Origin of the sequence: Gordonia westfalica, assembly GCF_900105725.1 — a bacterium.
In the GTDB taxonomy this organism is placed as follows: Bacteria; Actinomycetota; Actinomycetes; order Mycobacteriales; family Mycobacteriaceae; genus Gordonia; species Gordonia westfalica.
Genome location: NZ_FNLM01000034.1, coordinates 667,520 through 686,390 on the forward strand (window position 1 = coordinate 667,520; position 18,871 = coordinate 686,390).

Genomic DNA, 18,871 nt, shown 5'->3' on the forward strand with positions numbered 1-18,871 from the left:
GCCCTGGCTCCTACGCCCGCAGGTCCTTGCGCAGGATCTTGCCCGACGCCGACTTCGGGATCGCCTCGATGAACTCCACCGCACGAACCTTCTTGTGCGGGGCCACCTTCGACGCCACGAACTCGATCACCTCGGCCTCGCCGATCTCCGCATCCGGCTGACGCACCACGAACGCCTTGGGGATCTCCTCCCCCGACTCGGCATCGATCACACCGATCACCGCGGCGTCGGCGATCTTGTCATTGGTCAGCAGCAACGCCTCCAGCTCCGCCGGCGGCACCTGATAACCCTTGTACTTGATCAGCTCCTTGAGCCGATCGACGATGAACACACAGCCGGTCGGGTCGACCTGCGCCAGATCACCGGTGTGCAGGAAGCCGTCGGCATCGATCGTGTCGGCCGTGGCCTGCTCGTTGTTGAGGTAACCGAGCATCACGTTCGGCCCCTTCACCCACAGCTCACCCGGTTCGGAGAGTCCTTCCTGCGGCAGCGGGATGTCCTCGCCGGTGGCCGGGTCGACGACCTTGTTCACCGTGTTCGGCACCGGCCACCCGGTCGACGACAGCGGCGGGTCCTCACGCCCCAGCGTGGCCTGGGTGTCGAACGGGATGATGTGGGACACCGGGGACAGCTCGCTCATGCCGTAGCCCTGCAGCATGTGCAGGTCCAGACGCTTGGCCACTGCCTGTCCGAGTTCGTCATCGAGCGGTGCAGCTCCCGACATCATCGTGTGCAGCGAGGACAGGTCGTAGTTGTCCACGATCGGATGCTTCGCGAGCGCCACCGCGACCGGCGGGGCGATGTAGGCCATCGTGACCTTGTGGTTCTGGATGTTCTCCAGGAACTCCACCAGGTCGAAGCGCGGCATGACCACCAGCGAGGAGCGATTGAACAGCGCCGCGTTGAGCAGCACGGTCATTCCGTAGATGTGGAAGAACGGCAGCACCGCGATCACCACGTCGTCCGGGGTCATGCCCTGCAACGGCTTCAACTGGGCGACGTTCGCCACCAGGTTCCGGTGCGAGAGGGCGACGCCCTTCGGATTGCCGGTGGTTCCGGAGCTGTAGGGCAGCACCGCCACATGGGTGGCCGGATCGAAGGACACCTGCGGTGCGGGCAGTCTCGCGCCGATCACGTCGGCCGCATTGGGATGACCCGAATCCGCCTGCCCCGCAGCGTCGAGCACGATCAGGTTCTCCGCCGGCAGTCCCACCTCGTCGGCGGCCGCCTTCGCCTCCTCGAACATCGGCGAGATCGTCACCAGCATCTTCGCACCCGAATCCCGCAGCTGCTTGGCGATCTCGGACGCGGTGAACAACGCGTTGATCGTCGTCGCCGTGGCGCCGGCCCGCAGAATGCCGTGGAACACGGTCGCGAACGCCGGGATGTTCGGCGACAGGATTCCCACCACGTCCCCCACCCCGACCCCGCGCGACGCCAGCCATCCGGCGACCGCGTCGATCTGGGCGATGAGTTCCCCATACGACGTCACCGCACCGGATTTCGGGTCGACCAGAGCGGTCCGTCCGAGCTCGTCGTCGGCGATCGTGCCGAACAGGAACTCGTGGACGCTGACCTCGGGGATCTCGACATCGGGGAACGGACTGGTGAAACTCACGACACCTCCACGGGTGAATAGGTCGACCATTGATCGAGAATCTGCGTCAGGTCGACGGTCGAGGAACCTGACGGCGTGGGCAGGACGGTGCGGGAGAACCGAGGCGCGGGCGCGGGCTGCACGGCGTCGTCGACCGACATGTAGGCAACCCGTTGCCGCGCAACAGGATCGGCGGCCGCCTCGTCGAAATCGAGAACCGGGGTCAGACACGCGTCGACGCCGGCGAACTCGTCGGTCCACTCGTCCCGGCTGCGCGTCGCGAACCGTGCGGCGAGCGCGGCGGAGATGACCGGCCAGTGCGCGCGGTCCCAGCGGTCGGGCAGATCACCGAGGCCGAGGGTGCCGATGAGGTTGCGCCAGAACTTCTCCTCGAGTGCTCCGACGGCGACGAACCTGCCGTCCGCGCACTCGTACGTCGCGTAGAAGGGTGCCGAACCGTCGAGGAGATTTCCCTCCGACCGGGACACCCAGCGGCCGGCCGCCTTCCACGACCACTGCAGTTGCGCGAGCAGACCGGCGCCGTCGACCATCGCCGCGTCGACAACCTGCCCGCGCCCGGTCCGCGACCGGTCGTGCAGCGCAGCCAGCACGCCGACCACGAGCAGCATCGATCCCCCGCCGAAGTCGCCGACCAGCGACAACGGCGGTACCGGAGGCGCGCCGGCGGGGCCCATCGCCTCCAGCACACCGGTCACCGCGAGGTAGTTGATGTCGTGGCCGGCGAGCATCGCGCGGTCGCCGTCCTGTCCCCACCCGGTCATCCGGGCATAGACGAGTTGCGATGCGTCGTCGCAGATCTCGGGTCCGAGTCCGAGACGTTCCATGACGCCCGGCCGGAAACCCTCGACGAGGATGTCCGCGCGCACGATCATCTCGCGGATGCGAGCCAGGTCGGCGGGGTCCTTGAGGTCGGCCTCGACGCTGCGGCGTGATCGGTACAGACCGGCGTCTGCCCCGACGAGGCCGTCCGGGCCCGGCGCCTCGGGGCCGGGGCGTCGAACCCGGATGACGTCGGCACCGAGGTCGGCGAGCATCATCGCCGCGTGCGGCGTCGGACCCAGTCCCGGCATCTCGACGACCCGCACACCGGCGAGCGGACCGCTCACGAATCCGCCTGATGGTGGAGTATCCCGCGGATCGTGAAATCGACGTAGTCGCCGACCAACTGGTCCACATCGTGCTCGTCACGCAGCCACCAGCTGATGCCGTTCATCAGGTCGAGCACCGCGATCGCGGACTGATGCGCGTCGCGCACCTCGAATACGCCCATCCGGGCACCCGCCTCGATCACATCGCGGATGCGCCGCTGGTAGTACTTGCGGTAGTCGGTGACCACCCGGCGATGATCCGGTGTCAGCGCCGACAGTTCCCGCAGCGCCACCAGGTGTTCCACCCGGTACCGCGCGAGCCTGCGGACATGCGCCTCGACCAGGGCGGTGAGTCGCTGGACCGGCCCGCCCTCGCCGTCGAGCACCAGCAGATCCTGCTGCGGGTCCTCGGTCATCCGCAACGCGATGGCGAAGAGGATCTCCTCTTTGGAGTGGAAGTGGTTGTAGAGACTCGCACCTCGCATGCCGACGGCCTCGGCGATGTCGCGCATCCCCGCGTTGGCATAACCGTGCTCGGCGAAATACCGTGCGGCGGCCTCCACTATCTCGTCGCGGCGGGTCCGCGGACGCTCCGCCGCCACCGCCGCTGTCGAGACGGCCTCGGCGGCGTCGTCCTCAGCCCTGAGGGGTTCCATAGGCTCTCCTCAACTCACGCTTCAGCAACTTGCCCTGGGCGTCGGTCGGCAACTCGTCGACGAGGTGGACCCCCTTGGGCACCTTGTACGACGCCAGCTCGGTGCGGCAGTGCTCGCGAATGTCCTCCGCGGACACCGAACTACCCGCACGCAGCACGACGAAACCGGTGACGGCCTCGGACCAGTACGGATCGGGCAGGCCCACGACCGCGCCGCGCTCGACGTCGGGGTGCGCCTGCAGCACACGCTCGACCTCCTGGGAGGCGACGTTGTAACCGCCGGTCTTGATCATGTCCTTGCGCCGGTCGCGGAAGAACATGTTGCCGTCGTCGTCGATGCGCACGATGTCGCCGGTGTGGACCCAACCACCTTCGAGGACCTGCGCGGTCTTCTCCGGATCCTTGAAGTACCCCAACATGACCGACGGTGTGCGGCAGAGCAGTTCGCCCTCCTCGGCATCGTTGCCGTCGGCGTCGACGACGCGCACCTCGAGATGGCCCACCGGCTTGCCGATCCACGTCGGGTCCTGGCCGGGCACGTCCTCGAGCCGCTTGAACCACCCGACCGAGCCCAGCTGGGTGAGTTCCGACTGACCCCAATAGGTGCCCCACACCGATTCCGGTGTGGCAGTGGCCCATGCGTCGACCGCGTGCGGCGACACCTGGCCGCCGTAGGTGAGGCAGCGCCGGACGGTTCCGACGGTGTCGGGTCCGAACTCGGGGTGGTTGGCCAGCGCGATGAAGAAGGTCGGCGTCTGGGCGAGCACCGAGATCTTCTCGTCGCGGATCATCCGCAACGACGTCGCCGGGTCGACCGCCGCCGGCAGCACGAGCGTCGCCCCGAGCAGTGTCAGGGATGTCAGCGATCCGATGCCGGCGATCGTGTGGAACGGCATGACGTACAGCCAGACGTCGTCGTTCTGGCATCGCAGTCCCCACGTATAAGCGGGCGCGGTGGAGATCAGGTAGTTGCGGTGCGCGATCTCGACGCCCTTGGGGGTCGACTCGGTGCCGCTGGTGTAGACGATCATGGCCAGATCGTGTTCGTCGACGTCGCAGTCGGGTTCGGCGTCGTCGGCCTGTCCGACGAGGTCGTCGAAGGAGTTCCACTCGTTCGACGCGGCCTCCCCGACGACGAGGACCGAGATCCCGAGACTGTCGGCGATCGGACCGGCGAGCTGCGCCAGGTCACGTTCGACGACGAGGACCGCGGGTTCGAGATGGCCGAGCTGCTGGGCGATCTCCTTCTCGCGGAACATCGGGCTGACGCCGGAGTACGCGGCCCCGACCTTCAGCGCGCCGTAGTAGGTGGCGACGGTCTCGACGCGGTTGCGGCTCATCACCGCGACGCGGTCGCCGCGTCGAACGCCGAGGTCGGCGAGGACGTGCGCGACCCGGTTGGCCATGCGGTTGAGCTCGGCGTAACTGGTCGACGTGCGGCCGCCGTCGGCGGCGTAGGCGATGATCGCGGGCTTGCTGCCCTGCGAGCGCGACAGCCTGCGCAGCTGGTCACCGATGGTCGCGCGGCCCAGCAGCGATGTCTGGTTCTCCGTGAGTGCCCGGTCTGTGCGTGCTCGGTCTGCGGCCATGGCGGGGGCGCTCACGCGAACATCCGGTTGTCGAACCGGTCGAGGAAGGCGATCTCCTCGACGGGGCTACGGGTGAGCTTGCGCGGGAAGCCGTCACGCGGATAACCCACGGCGATGTGGGCAGCGGTGATGTAGTCGTCCGGGATGCCGAGCAGTTCCTTGACCTCGTTCTCGGCCGCACAGAGCAGGGTCGTGAGTGCGGTGGCGACGCCCTGCTGACGCAGTGCGAGGGTCAGGTTCTGCACGCTCGGGTAGATCGACGCGCCGCCGACGACGCTGAGCCGGCCGAGTTCGTGATCGGTGGGATGGAGTCCCTCCGACTCGGCGCACACCACGACGAGCGCGGGCACCTCGGCGAGGTGGTGGGCGAAGTAGTTGGCGCTCTCCACGGTCTTGGGGATGGCACCGACCTTCTTGGAGCCCTCGACCACCGCCGCGTAGTAGCCCTCCCAGTACGGCAGGTAGAGATCGGCCAGCGCCTTCTTGGTGGCGTCGTCACGGACCACAACCCACCGGACCGGCTGCCGGTTACCGCCCTGCGGACCGAAGCGCGCGTCGTCGAACGCCTGGTAGAAAACGTCGTCCTCGACGGGCTTGTCGCTGAAGTAGCGGCAGGTGCCCGTCGTGCGCATTGCTTCGCTGAGTTCCATGTCATCCTCCGTGATCACTAACCATTGTTAGTATGACTGGGGACACAGTTCCATACGCCAGGTCGGTCGTCAAGCGTCGAATATCGATTGTTTTCTCGTGTTGACGAGACGGGACTAACAGTGGTTAGTTGCAACTATGACTTCAGTTTCCCTGCGTCCGGAGACGCGTCCGGCCACCTCGGAGATCCGGGCGGCGGTCGCCGCGGGCAACATCCCGACACTGCTCGCCGTGCTGGTGGAGATGACCGGGGATCGTCGCTGGCTCGGTGATCGCTTCCGCCCGACACGCAGCCGCGGGATGGACGACAACTCCACCGGCGGCCTGCCGGAGGATGTGCAGGCCGAGATCCGCGACGCCGTCGTCGACGCCCTCGAGGACTGGTACGAGCAGGGCTCACCCGACCGCGAACCGGCCGACGAGGAACTCGTCGCCGCGCTGATGTCCTTCACCGCCGGCGAGGCGGTGGCGCCGGAGTTCGGCCCGATGATGAGCGAGATCGTGCGCGGCGACCTGCGCGGCACACATCTGCCGGCGCTGCCCGCGGAACTCGGTTCGACGATGACCGCCCTGGTCATCGGGGCTGGCGTGGCCGGGATGCTGATCTCCACCCAGCTCGCCGAGGCCGGGATCGAACACACCGTTCTGGAGAAGAACGACGAGGTCGGCGGGTCCTGGTACGAGAACCAGTACCCCGGCGCCGGTGTCGACACCCCGAGTTACCTGTACTCGATCTCGTCCTTCGACCACGACTGGTCCACCCACTTCGGCAAACGCGACGAGGTCCAGGGCTACCTGCAGGCCTTCGCCGACCGGCACTCGGTGCGCGACCGGGTCCGCTTCGGAACCGAGGTCCTCTCCGCCACCTACGATTCCGCCGCGCAGCACTGGGAGGTGCGGGTGCGCTACCGGGACGGGAGCGAGAGCACCCTCACCTCGCGCATCCTCATCAGCGCCGTCGGAATCCTCAACCGGCCCAAGCTCCCCCACCTCGCCGGCATGGACACCTTCACCGGCCGGATGTTCCACTCCGCCGACTGGCCCACCGAACTCGACGAGCCCGGAGCACTGGCCGGTAAGCGCGTCGCGATCGTCGGCTCCGGCGCCTCGGCGATGCAGATCGGTCCCGCGATCGCCGACAAGGTCGGGTCGATGACGATCTTCCAGCGGTCGCCGCAGTGGATCGCCCCCAACGACGACTACTTCGCGCCGGTCGGCGACAGCGTCCACTGGCTGATGAACAACCTTCCCGGCTACCGCGAGTGGTACCGCGCCCGGCTCTCGTGGATCTTCAACGACAAGGTCCACTCCACCCTGCACGTCGATCCCGAGTGGCCCGAACCCACCGCGTCGATCAACGCGGTCAACCACGGCCACCGCGAGTTCTATCTGCGCTACATGCGTGCCGAACTGGGCGATCGGGACGACCTGATCGAGCTGTCGACGCCCGATTACCCGCCCTTCGGCAAGCGGATGCTGTTGGACAACGGCTGGTTCCGCATGCTGCGGCAGCCGAACGTCGAGCTGGTGGGCCACGGCGTCGACTCCGTCACCGCCACCGGCCTCGTCGACAGCACCGGCCGGGCACACGACTTCGACATCATCGTGTTCGCGACCGGATTCCACAGCGACCGCTACCTCTACCCGATGGACGTCGTCGGCCGCAGCGGCAAGACGACGGTCGAGGCCTGGGGCGATCACGACGCGTACGCCTACCTCGGCATCACCGCTCCGGACTTCCCCAACCTGTTCATCCTCACAGGCCCCAACACCGCACTCGGACACGGCGGCAGCTTCATCAGCATCCTCGAATACCAGGTGCGCTACGTCTGCGACGCCATCCGCGCCATGATCGAGAACCGGCTCGGCGCACTCGAGGTACGCCGCGAGGTCACCGAGGAGTACAACGACGCCGTCGACCGCGCGCACGCGAAGATGGTGTGGACGCATCCGGCGATGACCAACTGGTACCGCAACCCCGAGGGCCGCGTGGTGGCGGTGCTGCCGTGGCGGATCGTCGACTACTGGGCCAAGACCCGGCGCGTCGACCTCGCCGACTTCCACGCCGAGCCGCTCGATCCCTGAGATCGGCCGGCGTGGCGGCGGGACTACCGTGTCAGGCATGACCTCCGCACCGCTGATCACCCCGACCGAACTGCAGGACCGTCTCGGCGAGGGGCGCCTGCGCATCGTCGACGCGACGGTTCACCTGACCTTCGACGCCGACGGCGCGCACGTCGCCTCCGGCCGGGACACCTACCTCGAGGGGCACCTGCCCGGCGCGGTGTTCATCGACCAGATCACCGGCCTGTCCGATCCGGACGGCGAGGCGCCCTTCGCCGCCGCGTCGTCGGAGAAGTTCGCCGCGACCGTCGGCGAGGCGGGGATCGGCGACCACTCGACCGTCGTCGTCTACGACACGGTCAACGGCATCTGGGCGACGCGCCTGTGGTGGCAGTTCGGCCTCGAGGGATTCGACGACGTCGTCGTCCTCGATGGCGGATACGACGCCTGGGTGAAGGCCGGACTCCCGACCGAGACCGGCGAATCCCCCCATCCGGCAGCCACTTTCACCGCGCACCGTCGCCCGGGGCGCATCGCGTCGACCGACGAGGTGGTCGCGGCCACCGCGGATTCGTCGGTTCTGCTGGTCAACGCGCTCGACCGGGAATCGTTCTCCGGCGGTCACATCCCGAGCAGCGTCAACGTCCCGTTCGGCGAACTCGTCGACGAGTCCGGTGCACTGAAGTCGCTCGACGAACTGCGCGAACTGTTCACCGAGGCCGGCGCCCTCGATCCCGCCGTCCGGCCGGTCACCTACTGCGGCGGCGGGATCGCAGCCACCGCAGCGGCACTCGCACTGAAGACCCTCGGCCGGCACGACGTGGCGGTGTACGACGGGTCGATGAACGCCTCGACCGCGGACCCGGCACGTCCCCTGTCGTCGGTCGACTCCCGGTCATGACCTCGACCCACCCCGCGGTGGCCGTCGAACTCGTCACCGATCCCGACCTGGCCGCGGCGGTGGCCGAGGTCGCCGGCGCCACCTTCCCGCTGGCGTGCCCGCCGCACACCGCCGCCTCCGACATCGCCGAGTTCGTGGCAACAAACCTCGGCGAGAAGAACTTTCGCGGCTACATCGCCGACCCCGACGCCGACGTGCTCGTCGCCCGGGACGGAGCGGACGGCGCAATCCTGGGCTATGCGCTGGTCCTGCACCGCCCACCGTCGAATCCCGTTGTCGCCGCGCTGGTTCCCGAGCGGCCGGCGAGCGAGGTGTCGAAGATGTACGTACTCCCCGACCACCATTCGCGTCCCGGCCTCAGCCCGTCACGCGCCCTGATGTCCGCGGCGCTCGATCGTGCGCGCGACCGCGGGAGCGCGGTCGTCTGGCTCGGCGTGAACCAGCTCAACGAACGGGCCCAGAAGTTCTACACCAAAACGGGTTTCACCAACGCCGGGGTGCGGACCTTCGAGCTCGGCGGCAGCGTCGAACACGACTACGTGTTCACGCAGAAGCTGTAGCGGCTAATCGCCGGCATGTTTCCATCCCGCCGGCGTGTCTCCGTCCCGCGTGTCAGACTCAATAAGCGGGAGGGAAACGGTCACGCGGGAACTGACTCTCAGGCAGCCGTCTCGGCGAACCGCGACAACGCCAGCAGCCGCGAGGTCGCGCGCAGGTACTTCTTGCGGTATCCGCCGGCGAGCATCTCGTCGGTGAAGATCTCGTCGAGCTTGGCGCCCGACACCGTCACCGGGATGTGCGCGTCGTAGAGGCGGTCGGCGAGCACCACGAGTCGCAGTGCCACGGACTGGTCCTTGGCGGGGTGTACCCCGGTGATGCAGACCAGCGAGACACCGTCGACGAGGTCCTTGTACTTGGACGGGTGCAGGGTGCTCAGGTGGTCGCACAGCGCGTCGAAGTCGTCGAGGGTCGCGCCCTCGGTGGAATCGGCGATGTCGACCAGCTCGGCCTCGGTGCGGGGATCCGGAGCCGGCGGCAGGTCGCGGTGGCGGTAGTCGGGGCCGTCGACGCGGATGGTCTCGAACACGGATGAGAGCTTGCGGATCTCACGCAGGAAGTCCTGAGCCGCGAAGCGGCCCTCGCCGAGCTGACCGGGCAGGGTGTTCGAGGTGGCGACGATCGACACGCCCTTGGCGGTGAGCTCGGTGAGCAGCCGCGACACCAGCATCGTGTCGCCGGGATCGTCGAGCTCGAACTCGTCGATGCACAGCACCGTGTGCTGTGAGAGGCGTTCGACGGCGTTGACGAAGCCCAGCGCGCCGACCACATGGGTGACCTCGACGAAGGTCGCGAAAGATTTCGGCTCGGGCATGGAGTGGTAGATCGAGGCGAGGAGATGGGTCTTGCCGACACCGAATCCGCCGTCGAGGTACAGCCCGATCCCCTGCGAGGGCGCCTTGCGCGAGAACAGGCCCTTCTTCCCCGACCGCGCCTTCGACGCACGCGCGACGAAATCACGGGCCTTGGCGACCGCCTGGGCCTGCGACGGCTCCTTCGGATCGGGGATGTAGGAGTCGAAACTCACGTCGTCGAAGGTCGACGGAGGCACCATCTCGTCGATGAGTGCGTCCGGCGAGGTCGCAGGGTTGCGATCGCAAAGTCGGGCCGCCATGTGTGGAGAGTAGCCATCCGCGGAATGATGGACGCATGTTCCACCTGCAGAAAGCGACCCAGGTCACATCCGCGGAGTCCGATCAGAAGGGGGACGACACGCTGCTCGGACTCGCGGAGCACTACCGCTATCCCCCGCGGCCGGCCGAGGGGCCCGGCGCCGCGGCGCCGTTCGTCCGGGCCAACATGGTCTCCTCGATCGACGGCGCGGCGACACATGACGGCAAGTCCGGCGGGCTCGGCGGCGACGGCGACAAGACCGTCTTCCGTGTGCTGCGCGGACTGGCCGACGTGATCCTCGTCGGCGCCGGGACCGCGATCACCGAGGGATATCGCCAGCCGCAACCCGACACCGCGTTCGCCGGACTCCGGGAGGAGAACGGACAGGCACCCGCCCCCGCCCTCGCCCTGGTGTCGCGTTCACTCTCGATCCCGCCGGACTATCCGCCGCTCGGCCACCCCGAGACCGTGGTGCTCACCTGCGGGTCGGCTCCCGCGGACCGACGTGCTGCGCTCGTCGACGCCGGCGCCACCCTGATCGACTGCGGCGACGAGGACGTCGAGACGGCGAAGCTGATCGAGACGTGCGGTGACCGGGGCCGGCCGCGGGTGCTGTGCGAGGGCGGACCGAGCCTGCTCGGATCGATCATCGCCGACGACCTACTCGACGAACTGTGCCTGACGACCAGCCCCCACCTGGTCGGCGGCCGCGCCGGCCGGATCGCGACCCATGCTGCCGACGACAACGACGACGGCGCCCTGGCGCTCAAGGGAATGACACCGGCGGCGATCCTCACCGACGACGACGGCTACCTCTTCATGCGCTGGTTGCGGCACGGCCGGTCGTCCATCCACTGACCACTGCACAGCCACCACCCGGAGACGTTGACTACGCTCGCGGTCATGCGAAGAGCGCACGCCGTCACGGCAGTCCTGGGTGTGATCGTCGCGATCACCGTGTCGTCGTGCGCGGTGGGCCCCGACCGCGGCCCGGAACTCATCCCCGGTGGCGGCGGCGGCAACGGCCCGGCGACCTCGTCGTCGGCTCCGCCCCCGGCGCCTGCGCTCGCCGTACCGAAGGCCGATCTCGAGTGGACCGACTGCGCCGCGGGCACCAGCGGACGCTACGGCGTCGCCCGCCCGGCCGGGGTGACCATCGAATGCGCCGAGTTCGACTCGCCGGTCGACCGGAACAAGCCCGACGGTGAGGTCGTCACGATCGCGGCGACCCGAGCGCGCACCGCGACCACGCCCGCCGACGCCCCGCCGCTCGTACTCACGTCCGGGTCGGATCTCCCGTCGTCGCGGACCCTGATGGTGATGTCCTCGGGCCCGGGCCGGGCGTTCCTCGACGCCCACCCCGTGGTGGCCGTCGATCATCGCGGCATCCCCCAGAGCGGGGACCTGGACTGCATGACCCGACTGGAACGCAGCACGATCGCCGACAACGGGCTCACCTCCCGCGGAACCACCACCCAGGCGCGCATCTCGCGGCTCGCCTCGGCCGCGTCGTCGGCCTCGGACGGTTGCACGGAGACGCTGACGCCGTACCAGCTCAACTTCGGGGCACAGTTCGCCGCCGCAGACCTCGAGACGCTCCGGCAGAAGTGGGGCGTCGAGCATCTGGGTCTCATCGGCGTCGGCGAGGGCTCCGACGTCGTCCTGTCCTATGCCTCCCTCTACGGCGGCCGCGCCGGACGCATCATCCTCGACACCCCCACGCCCTTCGGCGCCAATGCCCGCGATCGGGCGAATCTGCGCGCGCAGGGTGTGCAGGCCGCGCTGCAGGGGTTCGCACAGCGATGCTCCACGCTCGACGGGTGCACGCTCGGCACCAACGGGGTGGGTGTGATGACCGGCCTGCTCGCCAAGGCGCGCGCCGGCCGCCTCGACGGCCTGTCGGACACCACCGCACTGAACGCGATCACCACCACGCTCGCTCTCGCCCCTGACCGTCCCGAAGCGCTGCTCGACCTGTCCCGCGCCATCACCGGCGCCGACCGGGGTGACACCGCCGCACTGGTCCGGTTGGCCGATCGGGCTACGACCCTGCGGACGACCGACGGCGCCCTGGTCTCCCGTTGCAATGACGTCACCGGCCCGGTCGGTCAGAACGAGATCCCCGGTCTCGTGGACGCCTGGACGAAGCAGAATCCACTGACCGGCGCCGACAGCGCGCTGTCGCTGGTGCGCTGCAACGGATGGGCGTCGGACAACGGGGCGCGCCCGCCGTCGTCGCTGCCCGCCGACCCGCTGATCCTCAACGGCACCCGGGACCCGGTGAACGGCGGCAACGGGGCGAACACCCTCGTACCGCTGTTCATGAACGCGGGCGCCGAGCCCGTCACCGTCAGCTGGGACGGACTGGGCTTCTCGGTGCTGGGTCGCAGCGCATGTGCGGCCCAGGTCGCGGCCGAATACGTGGAGAAGACGCCTCTCGAGGGTCCCACTCAGCGGGGCTGCCCCACCTGACCGGCCCGGATCGGTGCTGGCCCGGAGGGTTCTGCGGAGAGTCGGAGGCCGCCCGTAGTACGGTGCGCGGGTGGCGAATCTCGACAGGTATCTCTATCCCCAGATGAGTGCGCAGCGGATCATCCCGATGATCCTGTGGCCGATCAGCCTGTTCATGGTCGTGCACCGCTCGTTGTTCCTGGGTGTCAACGGCGACCGCACCGACGACTTCAAGCCGGTGTACGCCGCGGCCTACAACTTCCTGAACAGCCTGCCGGTCTACGGCGAGAACTACGCCACGGTCGATCCGCACTACCTGTACCCGCCGTCGGGCACGCTCCTGATGTCGCCGGTCGCGGTCATCGACTACGAACGTGCCCGCTGGGCGTTCATCGCGGCGAGCGTGGTGGCCCTGCTGGTCTGCGCCTACCTGTTGACCCGGATGTTCGGTTACGCGCTGAACTCGTGGGTGATGCCGACGGTGCTGTTCGCCTTCTTCTTCACCGAGACCGTCTCGCACACGCTGATCTTCACGAACTTCAACTCGTTCGTGCTGCTGGGCATGCTCGCCTTCCTGATGCTGATGCGCTCGCGGCACGACTGGTGGGCGGGTGTACCGATGGGTCTGACGCTCGCCGTGAAACCCGTTCTGGCGCCGCTGATGCTGTTGCCCCTGCTCAACCGGCAGTGGCGGGTGTTCGTCCTCGCCATCGTGATCCCGCTGGTCCTGATGGCACTCGCCTGGCCGCTCTCGGTGGATGCCGACGCCTTCATCAGCCGGACGGTCCCGTACCTCGGTGAGGCCCGCGATTACTACAACAGCTCGATCGCCGGCAACGGCGCCTACTTCGGCGTCGCACCGTGGCTGGTGCTGCTGCTGCGTGTCGCGTTCGTGGCGATGGCCGCGTTCTCGCTGTGGTTCCTGTACCGCTACTACCGCAAGACCAATGAACTGCTGTGGCTCACGACGTCGTCGGGTGTGCTGCTGGGCACCACCTTCCTCGTCGGCTCGCTCGGCCAGGGCTACTACTCGATGCTGCTGTTCCCGCTGCTGATGACGGTGCTGCTGCCCGGATCGGCGATGCGGAACTGGTCCGCCTGGCTCGGCGTGTACGGCTGCATGACCTTCGACAGCTTCTATTCGCAGCGGTGGACCGCGTTCGGCTGGATGGTCGAGTACAACAAGGTGACCTGGGGATGGTCGCTGCTGATGATCGCCGTGTTCTGCTCGCTGCTGTTCCGCTGGCTCGACATGCGGTCCGACGGCGTCACCGGCGAGGACACCGTGATGCGGTCGGAGACCGACGCTCCCCCGGCGCCGGCGACGAAGACCGACGACTCGCTGTCGCTCTCGAAGTAGGGCCTCCGCGCTACTGGGGCACATGCCGCGCTCCGCGCTACTGGGGTACATGCCGCGCTCCGCGCTAACGTGGTCCCATGACCGACAGCAAGCCTGACACCGAGAACCTCGCGAACCTCACCGACGCGGAGTGGAAGCAGCGCCTCACCCCGGCCGAGTACCGGGTTCTGCGCCAGGCCGGCACCGAGGCACCGTTCACCGGCGAGTACACCGACACCAAGACGGTCGGCGTCTACCGCTGCCGGGCATGCGACACGGAGCTGTTCCGCAGCGAGCAGAAGTTCGAATCCCACTGCGGCTGGCCGTCGTTCTTCTCACCCCTCGCCGGCGACAAGATCATCGAGGTCGAGGACAACTCGCTCGGCATGAAGCGGGTCGAGGTGCTCTGCGCGAACTGCAAGAGCCACCTGGGTCATGTGTTCTCCGGTGAGGGCTACGACACCCCCACCGACCTGCGCTACTGCATCAACTCGATCAGCCTGAAGCTCGAGCCGGCCGAGTAGGACTGTCGCACCCGAGGTCACGGCCGGACAGACTGCCGTGACCCCGACTGCGGTGGGCTCCTACTGCAGTGACCCCTAACTCGGCGCCGACTGCTCCCGTTCCTTCTGCTCCTTCTCCTGCTGTTCCTTCTCCTCCGGCTGCGGAATCGAGATCTTGTCGTCGTCGACCGGCTTCTCTTCGGCCGGCTTCTCTTCGACCGGCGCCGGGGCCGGCGGCGAGACGTCGACGAGCGTGTGCGCGAAGGGCGCCGGGTCCAACGCCGAGAGCGGCCGAGAACATGAGCGCTGCGATGATGCGGACCGCGGGGACGATATGAGTCATCGGGGGGTTCCTCCACGTCGAGTAGAACGTTGATGCGTCCTCGGTGAGACCAAGATCACATTCCACTTCATAACAGAGGTTACGGGCGCTTTGTCCGGTTTTCGTCAACTGCCCTTTCGTGGGTCGATTGACCAAGTCGCTTGTGCCAGAGTGCAACTCATGAGAAGAAGGGTGCCCGCAGTCTTTGCGGGCACCCTTTCAGATACTTCTCGGGTCAGGACAGTGCGACCCTCACTTCTCGACTGACGGGTCTTCAGGTTCTTCCGGTGCCGGCTCGGGGAAACTGTGCTCCAGCGGCACATGCACGAACTCGGCCGGCTCGGACGCCGCGTCGTTGCCGCCACCCGGGTCGCCCGGCTGCGTCGAGACGACACCGGGAGCGCACGGCGCGACCTGGCCGTTCGCGAGGTCGATCTGGCAGGGCTGAGCGTTGGCGACCGCGGCTCCGCCGGCGAGCGCGGCCGAGAAGGCCAGGGCTGCGATGACGCGTGTCGCGGGGACGATTCGGACCATCTGGGTTCCTCCACGTTGAGTCGAGCGTTGTTTGCCTCGTGTTGAGGCTCCGTTTACGCTCCGCTTCCCTTCGCGTCACCCGTGGCGTTTTCTGTCCGATTTCATTCGTTCCGGTGACACCGGTCACACAGAAACAGAGGTTCTCGCCTTTCGCGGGCGAGAACCTCTGTCGTCGTGTGTCGCGGTGGGTCAGGGCAGGGCGTCGATGAGCGCCGAGACCTCGACGCGCGGCCCGGTGAAGAACGGGGTCTCCTCGCGGACGTGCATGCGGGCCTCGGTGGCACGCAGGTTGCGCATCAGGTCGACGATGCGGTGCAGTTCGGGGGCTTCGAAGGCGAGCAGCCATTCGTAGTCGCCGAGAGCGAACGACGACACCGTGTTGGCGCGGACGTCCTTGTACTCGCGGGCGGCCTTGCCGTGATCGGCGAGCATCTTGCGACGCTCCTCGTCGGGTAGCAAGTACCACTCGTAGGACCGCACGAACGGATACACGCAGATGTAGTTGCCCGCTTCCTCACCGGCGAGGAAGGCCGGGATGTGGCTCTTGTTGAACTCGGCGGGCCGGTGCAGCGCCACGTTGCTCCAGACAGCGTTGCAGGCACGGCCGAGGACGGTCTCGCGACGGAATTTCGCGTAGGCGGCCTGAATGGATTCGACGTCCGCGGCATGCCACCAGATCATGAAGTCCGCGTCGGCGCGGAGTCCCGAGACGTCGTACACGCCGCGGACCACGACGCCGGTGTCCTCGAGGGACTTGAAGAAGTCGGCGGCATCCGATTTCGCCTGGTCACGGTCGGCGCCGAGCTCGCCGGGGCGGACGGCGAAGACCGAGAACATGAGGTAGCGGATCGTGGAGTTGAGTTCTGAGTAATCCAAGCGGGCCATGTCTGACATGGTGCCACCGCCGCCGGGACGACGAACAGTCAGGTCAGCTCGGTCAGCAGCGCCGACACGGCGCGTCCGGCCTGGCCGATGCAGGCCGGGACACCGACCCCCGCATACGACGACCCGGCGAGTGCGAGTCGACTCGGCCGCGACGCGGCGACCTGTGCCATAGCGGCCAGGTGCCCCGGTCCGTAGACCGGTAGGCCGTTGGTCCAGCGCTGCACATAGGTGTCGAGGACGTTCGGCGACGCGGGTGCCACACCTGCGGCCCGGCACACCTCGTCGAGATCCTCGAGCGCCTCGGCCCGCAGCCGGTCGTCGACGCCCGGTTCGGCGTCGACGTCGGGTACCGGCGCTCCGAACCGGCCGAACGACGCCCGCACCGAGGCCGGCGCATCGTCGTGCGACAGATGCCCCCACTTCTGCGAGCTGAGGGTGAAGGCCTTGGCGCGCAGGCTCTCCCCGGTCCCGACGAGCACCCCGGAACGATCGGGTAACGGCGTGCCGGGGGCGAGCGCGATCGACACCACGACCGACGACGCCCCCCGAACCGCGCGCAGCGGGGCGGCGAAGTCGGGCAGCGAGCGCCGTAGGAGGTGTCCGGCCTGCCAGGCGGGGACGGCGAGGATGACGCCGTCGTAGTCGCGCACGCCCTCGCGGGCCCCACCGGCGACGTCGAGCGCCCAGCCGGTGGCCGTCGGTTCCAGACCACGGACGTAGGAGCAGAGTTCGGGTTCCACGGCCGCGGCGGTTCGTAGTGCGTCGAGGAGGACCCGGTAGCCGCCCACGAGGGTGCCGAACACGGGACCCGAACCGGAGGCGTCGGCGACGAGACCGGCGACGGCCTCGGTGAGGTTCGCCGCACCGGCGTCGAGTCGCGCCGCCAGCGCGGGGAGCGCCTCACGTAGTCCGATGTCGGCGGCGAGGCTCGAGTAGACGCCGCCGAGCATGGGATCGACGCTGCGGGCGACCACCGATGCCCCGAAACGGTCGGCGACGAGGTCCCCGACCGTCGGGTCCGACGACGGGTCCCAGCGCCAGGGGCGTTGTGTCTCGGAGTGGATGAGTTCGAGGTCGGCAGGTTCGGCGAGGCCGGCAACCGCCTCGGGAGACGCCGGGATGCCCATCAGCGCCGGGGTCGGCAGCGGGTGCAGGCGTCCGCCGGACCACACGGCCGGACGCCGGCCGGTCGGTGAGACGACCCGATCCCCCAGTCCGAGTTCGTCGACAAGACCCAGCGCTTCCGGCCGTCGGACGATGAACGCCTCGGCCCCGACATCGACGGACTGCCCGCCGACCGTCGTGGTGTGCAGGACACCGCCGAGTCGTTCGCTCGCCTCGAGGACGTCGATCCGCGCGTCGGCGCCGAGTTCGCGACGCAGCCGGTACGCCGCCGTCAGACCGGAGACACCCCCGCCGACGACCGCGATCCGGCGCCGGGCACTCATCAGAGGCTGTGGATCAGTTCGACGGCGCGGGTGAGGACGTCCGGGTCGGTGCCCGGCAGCACCCCGTGGCCGAGGTTGAAGATGTGGCCGATCGCACCGGCCTCGATCGCCCGGTCACCGTCGGCGACCACGCGACGCACCTCGGTGTCGACGACCTCCGGGCCCGCGAAGAGCAGCGTCGGGTCGAGGTTGCCCTGGACCGCCTTGCCCGGCCCGACGCGGCGGACGGCCTCGTCGAGCGGCACCCGCCAGTCGACGCCGATCACGTCGGCCCCGACGTGGGCCATGGGCGCGAGCAGTTCGCCGGTCCCGACACCGAAGTGGATGCGCGGGACGCCGTATCCGGCGACCTCGGCGAGGACGCGGGCGCTGTGCGGCGCGACGAAACGCTGGTAGTCGGCGGCCGACAGCATGCCCGCCCAGGAGTCGAAGAGCTGGATGGCATCGACGCCGGCGTCGAGCTGGACCTGCAGGAAGGCGATGGTGATGTCGGCTAGGCGGGCCATCAGTTCGGCCCAGGTCTCCGGGTCGCCGTGCATCATCGCCTTGGTGCGCTCGTAGTTGCGGCTCGGCCCGCCCTCGATGAGGTAGGACGCGAGGGTGAACGGCGCACCGGCGAAACCGATCAGCGCGGTGTCGCCGAGCTGGGCGAGCAGCAGCTCGATGGCATGGGAGATCGCGCCCACCGAGGCTGGTTCCAGCCGCGGGATGCGGGAGACGGCCTCGGCCGACCGCACCGGTTCGGCGATCACCGGGCCGGTGCCGGCGACGATGTCGAGGTCGATGCCCGCGGCCTTGAGCGGCACGACGATGTCGGAGAACAGGATCGCGGCGTCGACGTCGTGGCGACGCACCGGCTGCATGGTGATCTCGCAGACCAGCTCGGCGTCGAAGCAGGATTCGAGCATGCCGTGGTCCGCGCGGATCGCGCGGTACTCGGGCAGGGAACGGCCCGCCTGCCGCATGAACCACACCGGACGGCGTGACGGGGTCGCTCCCGTGGCCGCGGCGACGAGCGGCAGGTGCGACCGATGGACCCGGGTACCAGTTACGTTCGACATCACCGTTTACTCTGCCATGTTCGGAGTTCCGGCCCGCCACTGCCGCACATCCGTGCCCGCCTCCGGCGATTCGGGGGCCGCCGACTCGGCGCGC

At 68.4% G+C, this 18,871-nt stretch carries 18 protein-coding genes; 7 read left to right on the forward strand and 11 right to left on the reverse strand.

Annotated features, from left to right (window positions below; genetic code table 11):
• Positions 1–10: 10 nt before the first annotated feature.
• From BLU62_RS08385 to BLU62_RS08405, 5 genes are read right to left on the reverse strand one after another with little or no spacing between them, the layout of a single operon-like run.
• Positions 11–1,618: an AMP-binding protein gene (locus tag BLU62_RS08385; RefSeq protein WP_074849093.1), complete on the reverse strand. Its 1,608-nt coding sequence runs from the start codon at positions 1,616–1,618 to the stop codon at positions 11–13.
• Positions 1,615–2,724 (reverse strand): CaiB/BaiF CoA transferase family protein, encoded by a 1,110-nt coding sequence (locus tag BLU62_RS08390; RefSeq protein ID WP_074849094.1) that lies wholly within the window; start codon positions 2,722–2,724, stop codon positions 1,615–1,617. Before BLU62_RS08390 ends, BLU62_RS08385 begins: the two co-directional genes overlap by 4 nt.
• Positions 2,721–3,362 (reverse strand): TetR/AcrR family transcriptional regulator, encoded by a 642-nt coding sequence (locus BLU62_RS08395; protein WP_074849095.1) that lies wholly within the window; start codon positions 3,360–3,362, stop codon positions 2,721–2,723. Before BLU62_RS08395 ends, BLU62_RS08390 begins: the two co-directional genes overlap by 4 nt.
• Positions 3,343–4,950 carry a class I adenylate-forming enzyme family protein gene (locus BLU62_RS08400; protein ID WP_425284597.1) on the reverse strand — a complete coding sequence of 536 codons (1,608 nt, stop codon included), beginning with the start codon at positions 4,948–4,950 and terminating at the stop codon, positions 3,343–3,345. Before BLU62_RS08400 ends, BLU62_RS08395 begins: the two co-directional genes overlap by 20 nt.
• Before the next feature lie 11 nt (positions 4,951–4,961).
• Positions 4,962–5,600, reverse strand: a complete 639-nt coding sequence (locus BLU62_RS08405) for a nitroreductase family protein (RefSeq protein ID WP_074852769.1) — start codon at positions 5,598–5,600, stop codon at positions 4,962–4,964.
• Between the two features lie 136 nt (positions 5,601–5,736).
• Between BLU62_RS08405 and BLU62_RS08410 the strand changes: the two genes are divergently transcribed.
• Genes BLU62_RS08410 through BLU62_RS08420 form a run of 3 tightly spaced genes read left to right on the forward strand, consistent with a single transcriptional unit; the run spans position 5,737 to position 9,123 of the window.
• Positions 5,737–7,683, forward strand: coding sequence for a flavin-containing monooxygenase (locus BLU62_RS08410; protein WP_074849097.1), 1,947 nt, complete (start codon positions 5,737–5,739; stop codon positions 7,681–7,683).
• A gap of 37 nt (positions 7,684–7,720) precedes the next feature.
• Positions 7,721–8,563, forward strand: coding sequence for a sulfurtransferase (locus BLU62_RS08415; RefSeq protein WP_074849098.1), 843 nt, complete (start codon positions 7,721–7,723; stop codon positions 8,561–8,563).
• Positions 8,560–9,123 (forward strand): GNAT family N-acetyltransferase, encoded by a 564-nt coding sequence (locus BLU62_RS08420; protein ID WP_074849099.1) that lies wholly within the window; start codon positions 8,560–8,562, stop codon positions 9,121–9,123. The genes BLU62_RS08415 and BLU62_RS08420 overlap by 4 nt, the downstream gene beginning before the upstream one ends.
• Before the next feature lie 98 nt (positions 9,124–9,221).
• Here BLU62_RS08420 and zapE read toward each other — a convergent pair whose 3' ends face one another.
• Positions 9,222–10,235: a cell division protein ZapE gene (gene zapE / locus BLU62_RS08425; protein ID WP_074849100.1), complete on the reverse strand. Its 1,014-nt coding sequence runs from the start codon at positions 10,233–10,235 to the stop codon at positions 9,222–9,224.
• 35 nt (positions 10,236–10,270) lie between these two features.
• Here zapE and BLU62_RS08430 point away from each other — a divergent pair, with 35 nt between their 5' ends.
• From BLU62_RS08430 to msrB, 4 genes are all read left to right on the forward strand, one after another.
• Positions 10,271–11,092, forward strand: a complete 822-nt coding sequence (locus BLU62_RS08430) for a pyrimidine reductase family protein (RefSeq protein ID WP_074849101.1) — start codon at positions 10,271–10,273, stop codon at positions 11,090–11,092.
• A gap of 45 nt (positions 11,093–11,137) precedes the next feature.
• Complete coding sequence (locus BLU62_RS08435; protein ID WP_244278096.1) at positions 11,138–12,706, forward strand: alpha/beta hydrolase; 1,569 nt, start codon at positions 11,138–11,140, stop codon at positions 12,704–12,706.
• 70 nt (positions 12,707–12,776) lie between these two features.
• Positions 12,777–14,045 carry a glycosyltransferase family 87 protein gene (locus tag BLU62_RS08440; protein WP_074849102.1) on the forward strand — a complete coding sequence of 423 codons (1,269 nt, stop codon included), beginning with the start codon at positions 12,777–12,779 and terminating at the stop codon, positions 14,043–14,045.
• A gap of 77 nt (positions 14,046–14,122) precedes the next feature.
• A complete protein-coding gene (msrB, locus tag BLU62_RS08445; protein ID WP_074849103.1) occupies positions 14,123–14,548 on the forward strand; it encodes a peptide-methionine (R)-S-oxide reductase MsrB in 426 nt (141 codons plus the stop codon).
• A gap of 75 nt (positions 14,549–14,623) precedes the next feature.
• Here msrB and BLU62_RS08450 read toward each other — a convergent pair whose 3' ends face one another.
• The 5 genes from BLU62_RS08450 to hemE all read right to left on the reverse strand — a co-directional run bounded on the left by BLU62_RS08450 (position 14,624) and on the right by hemE (position 18,777).
• The gene (locus tag BLU62_RS08450) at positions 14,624–14,806 is read right to left on the reverse strand and encodes a hypothetical protein (protein ID WP_074849104.1); all 183 of its coding nucleotides are present in this window, start codon (positions 14,804–14,806) and stop codon (positions 14,624–14,626) included.
• A gap of 295 nt (positions 14,807–15,101) precedes the next feature.
• The gene (locus tag BLU62_RS08455; protein WP_074849105.1) at positions 15,102–15,383 is read right to left on the reverse strand and encodes a hypothetical protein; all 282 of its coding nucleotides are present in this window, start codon (positions 15,381–15,383) and stop codon (positions 15,102–15,104) included.
• A 189-nt stretch (positions 15,384–15,572) separates the two neighbouring features.
• A complete protein-coding gene (hemQ, locus tag BLU62_RS08460) occupies positions 15,573–16,268 on the reverse strand; it encodes a hydrogen peroxide-dependent heme synthase (protein ID WP_074849106.1) in 696 nt (231 codons plus the stop codon).
• Positions 16,269–16,306: 38 nt separating this feature from the next.
• Complete coding sequence (locus BLU62_RS08465) at positions 16,307–17,716, reverse strand: FAD-dependent oxidoreductase (protein ID WP_074849107.1); 1,410 nt, start codon at positions 17,714–17,716, stop codon at positions 16,307–16,309.
• The gene (hemE, locus tag BLU62_RS08470; protein WP_074849108.1) at positions 17,716–18,777 is read right to left on the reverse strand and encodes a uroporphyrinogen decarboxylase; all 1,062 of its coding nucleotides are present in this window, start codon (positions 18,775–18,777) and stop codon (positions 17,716–17,718) included. Before hemE ends, BLU62_RS08465 begins: the two co-directional genes overlap by 1 nt.
• Positions 18,778–18,871 lie beyond the last annotated feature (94 nt).

Excerpts from the sequence above, each read along its gene's own strand:
- BLU62_RS08395 (WP_074849095.1), bottom strand. The coding sequence starts at position 3,362 with ATGGAACCCCTCAGGGCTGAGGACGACGCCGCCGAGGCCGTCTCGACA.
- BLU62_RS08400 (WP_425284597.1), bottom strand. The coding sequence starts at position 4,950 with ATGGCCGCAGACCGAGCACGCACAGACCGGGCACTCACGGAGAACCAG.
- BLU62_RS08405 (WP_074852769.1), bottom strand. The coding sequence starts at position 5,600 with ATGGAACTCAGCGAAGCAATGCGCACGACGGGCACCTGCCGCTACTTC.
- BLU62_RS08410 (WP_074849097.1), top strand. The coding sequence starts at position 5,737 with ATGACTTCAGTTTCCCTGCGTCCGGAGACGCGTCCGGCCACCTCGGAG.
- BLU62_RS08415 (WP_074849098.1), top strand. The coding sequence starts at position 7,721 with ATGACCTCCGCACCGCTGATCACCCCGACCGAACTGCAGGACCGTCTC.
- BLU62_RS08420 (WP_074849099.1), top strand. The coding sequence starts at position 8,560 with ATGACCTCGACCCACCCCGCGGTGGCCGTCGAACTCGTCACCGATCCC.
- zapE (WP_074849100.1), bottom strand. The coding sequence starts at position 10,235 with ATGGCGGCCCGACTTTGCGATCGCAACCCTGCGACCTCGCCGGACGCA.
- BLU62_RS08430 (WP_074849101.1), top strand. The coding sequence starts at position 10,271 with ATGTTCCACCTGCAGAAAGCGACCCAGGTCACATCCGCGGAGTCCGAT.
- BLU62_RS08435 (WP_244278096.1), top strand. The coding sequence starts at position 11,138 with ATGCGAAGAGCGCACGCCGTCACGGCAGTCCTGGGTGTGATCGTCGCG.
- msrB (WP_074849103.1), top strand. The coding sequence starts at position 14,123 with ATGACCGACAGCAAGCCTGACACCGAGAACCTCGCGAACCTCACCGAC.
- BLU62_RS08455 (WP_074849105.1), bottom strand. The coding sequence starts at position 15,383 with ATGGTCCGAATCGTCCCCGCGACACGCGTCATCGCAGCCCTGGCCTTC.
- hemQ (WP_074849106.1), bottom strand. The coding sequence starts at position 16,268 with ATGGCCCGCTTGGATTACTCAGAACTCAACTCCACGATCCGCTACCTC.
- BLU62_RS08465 (WP_074849107.1), bottom strand. The coding sequence starts at position 17,716 with ATGAGTGCCCGGCGCCGGATCGCGGTCGTCGGCGGGGGTGTCTCCGGT.
- hemE (WP_074849108.1), bottom strand. The coding sequence starts at position 18,777 with ATGTCGAACGTAACTGGTACCCGGGTCCATCGGTCGCACCTGCCGCTC.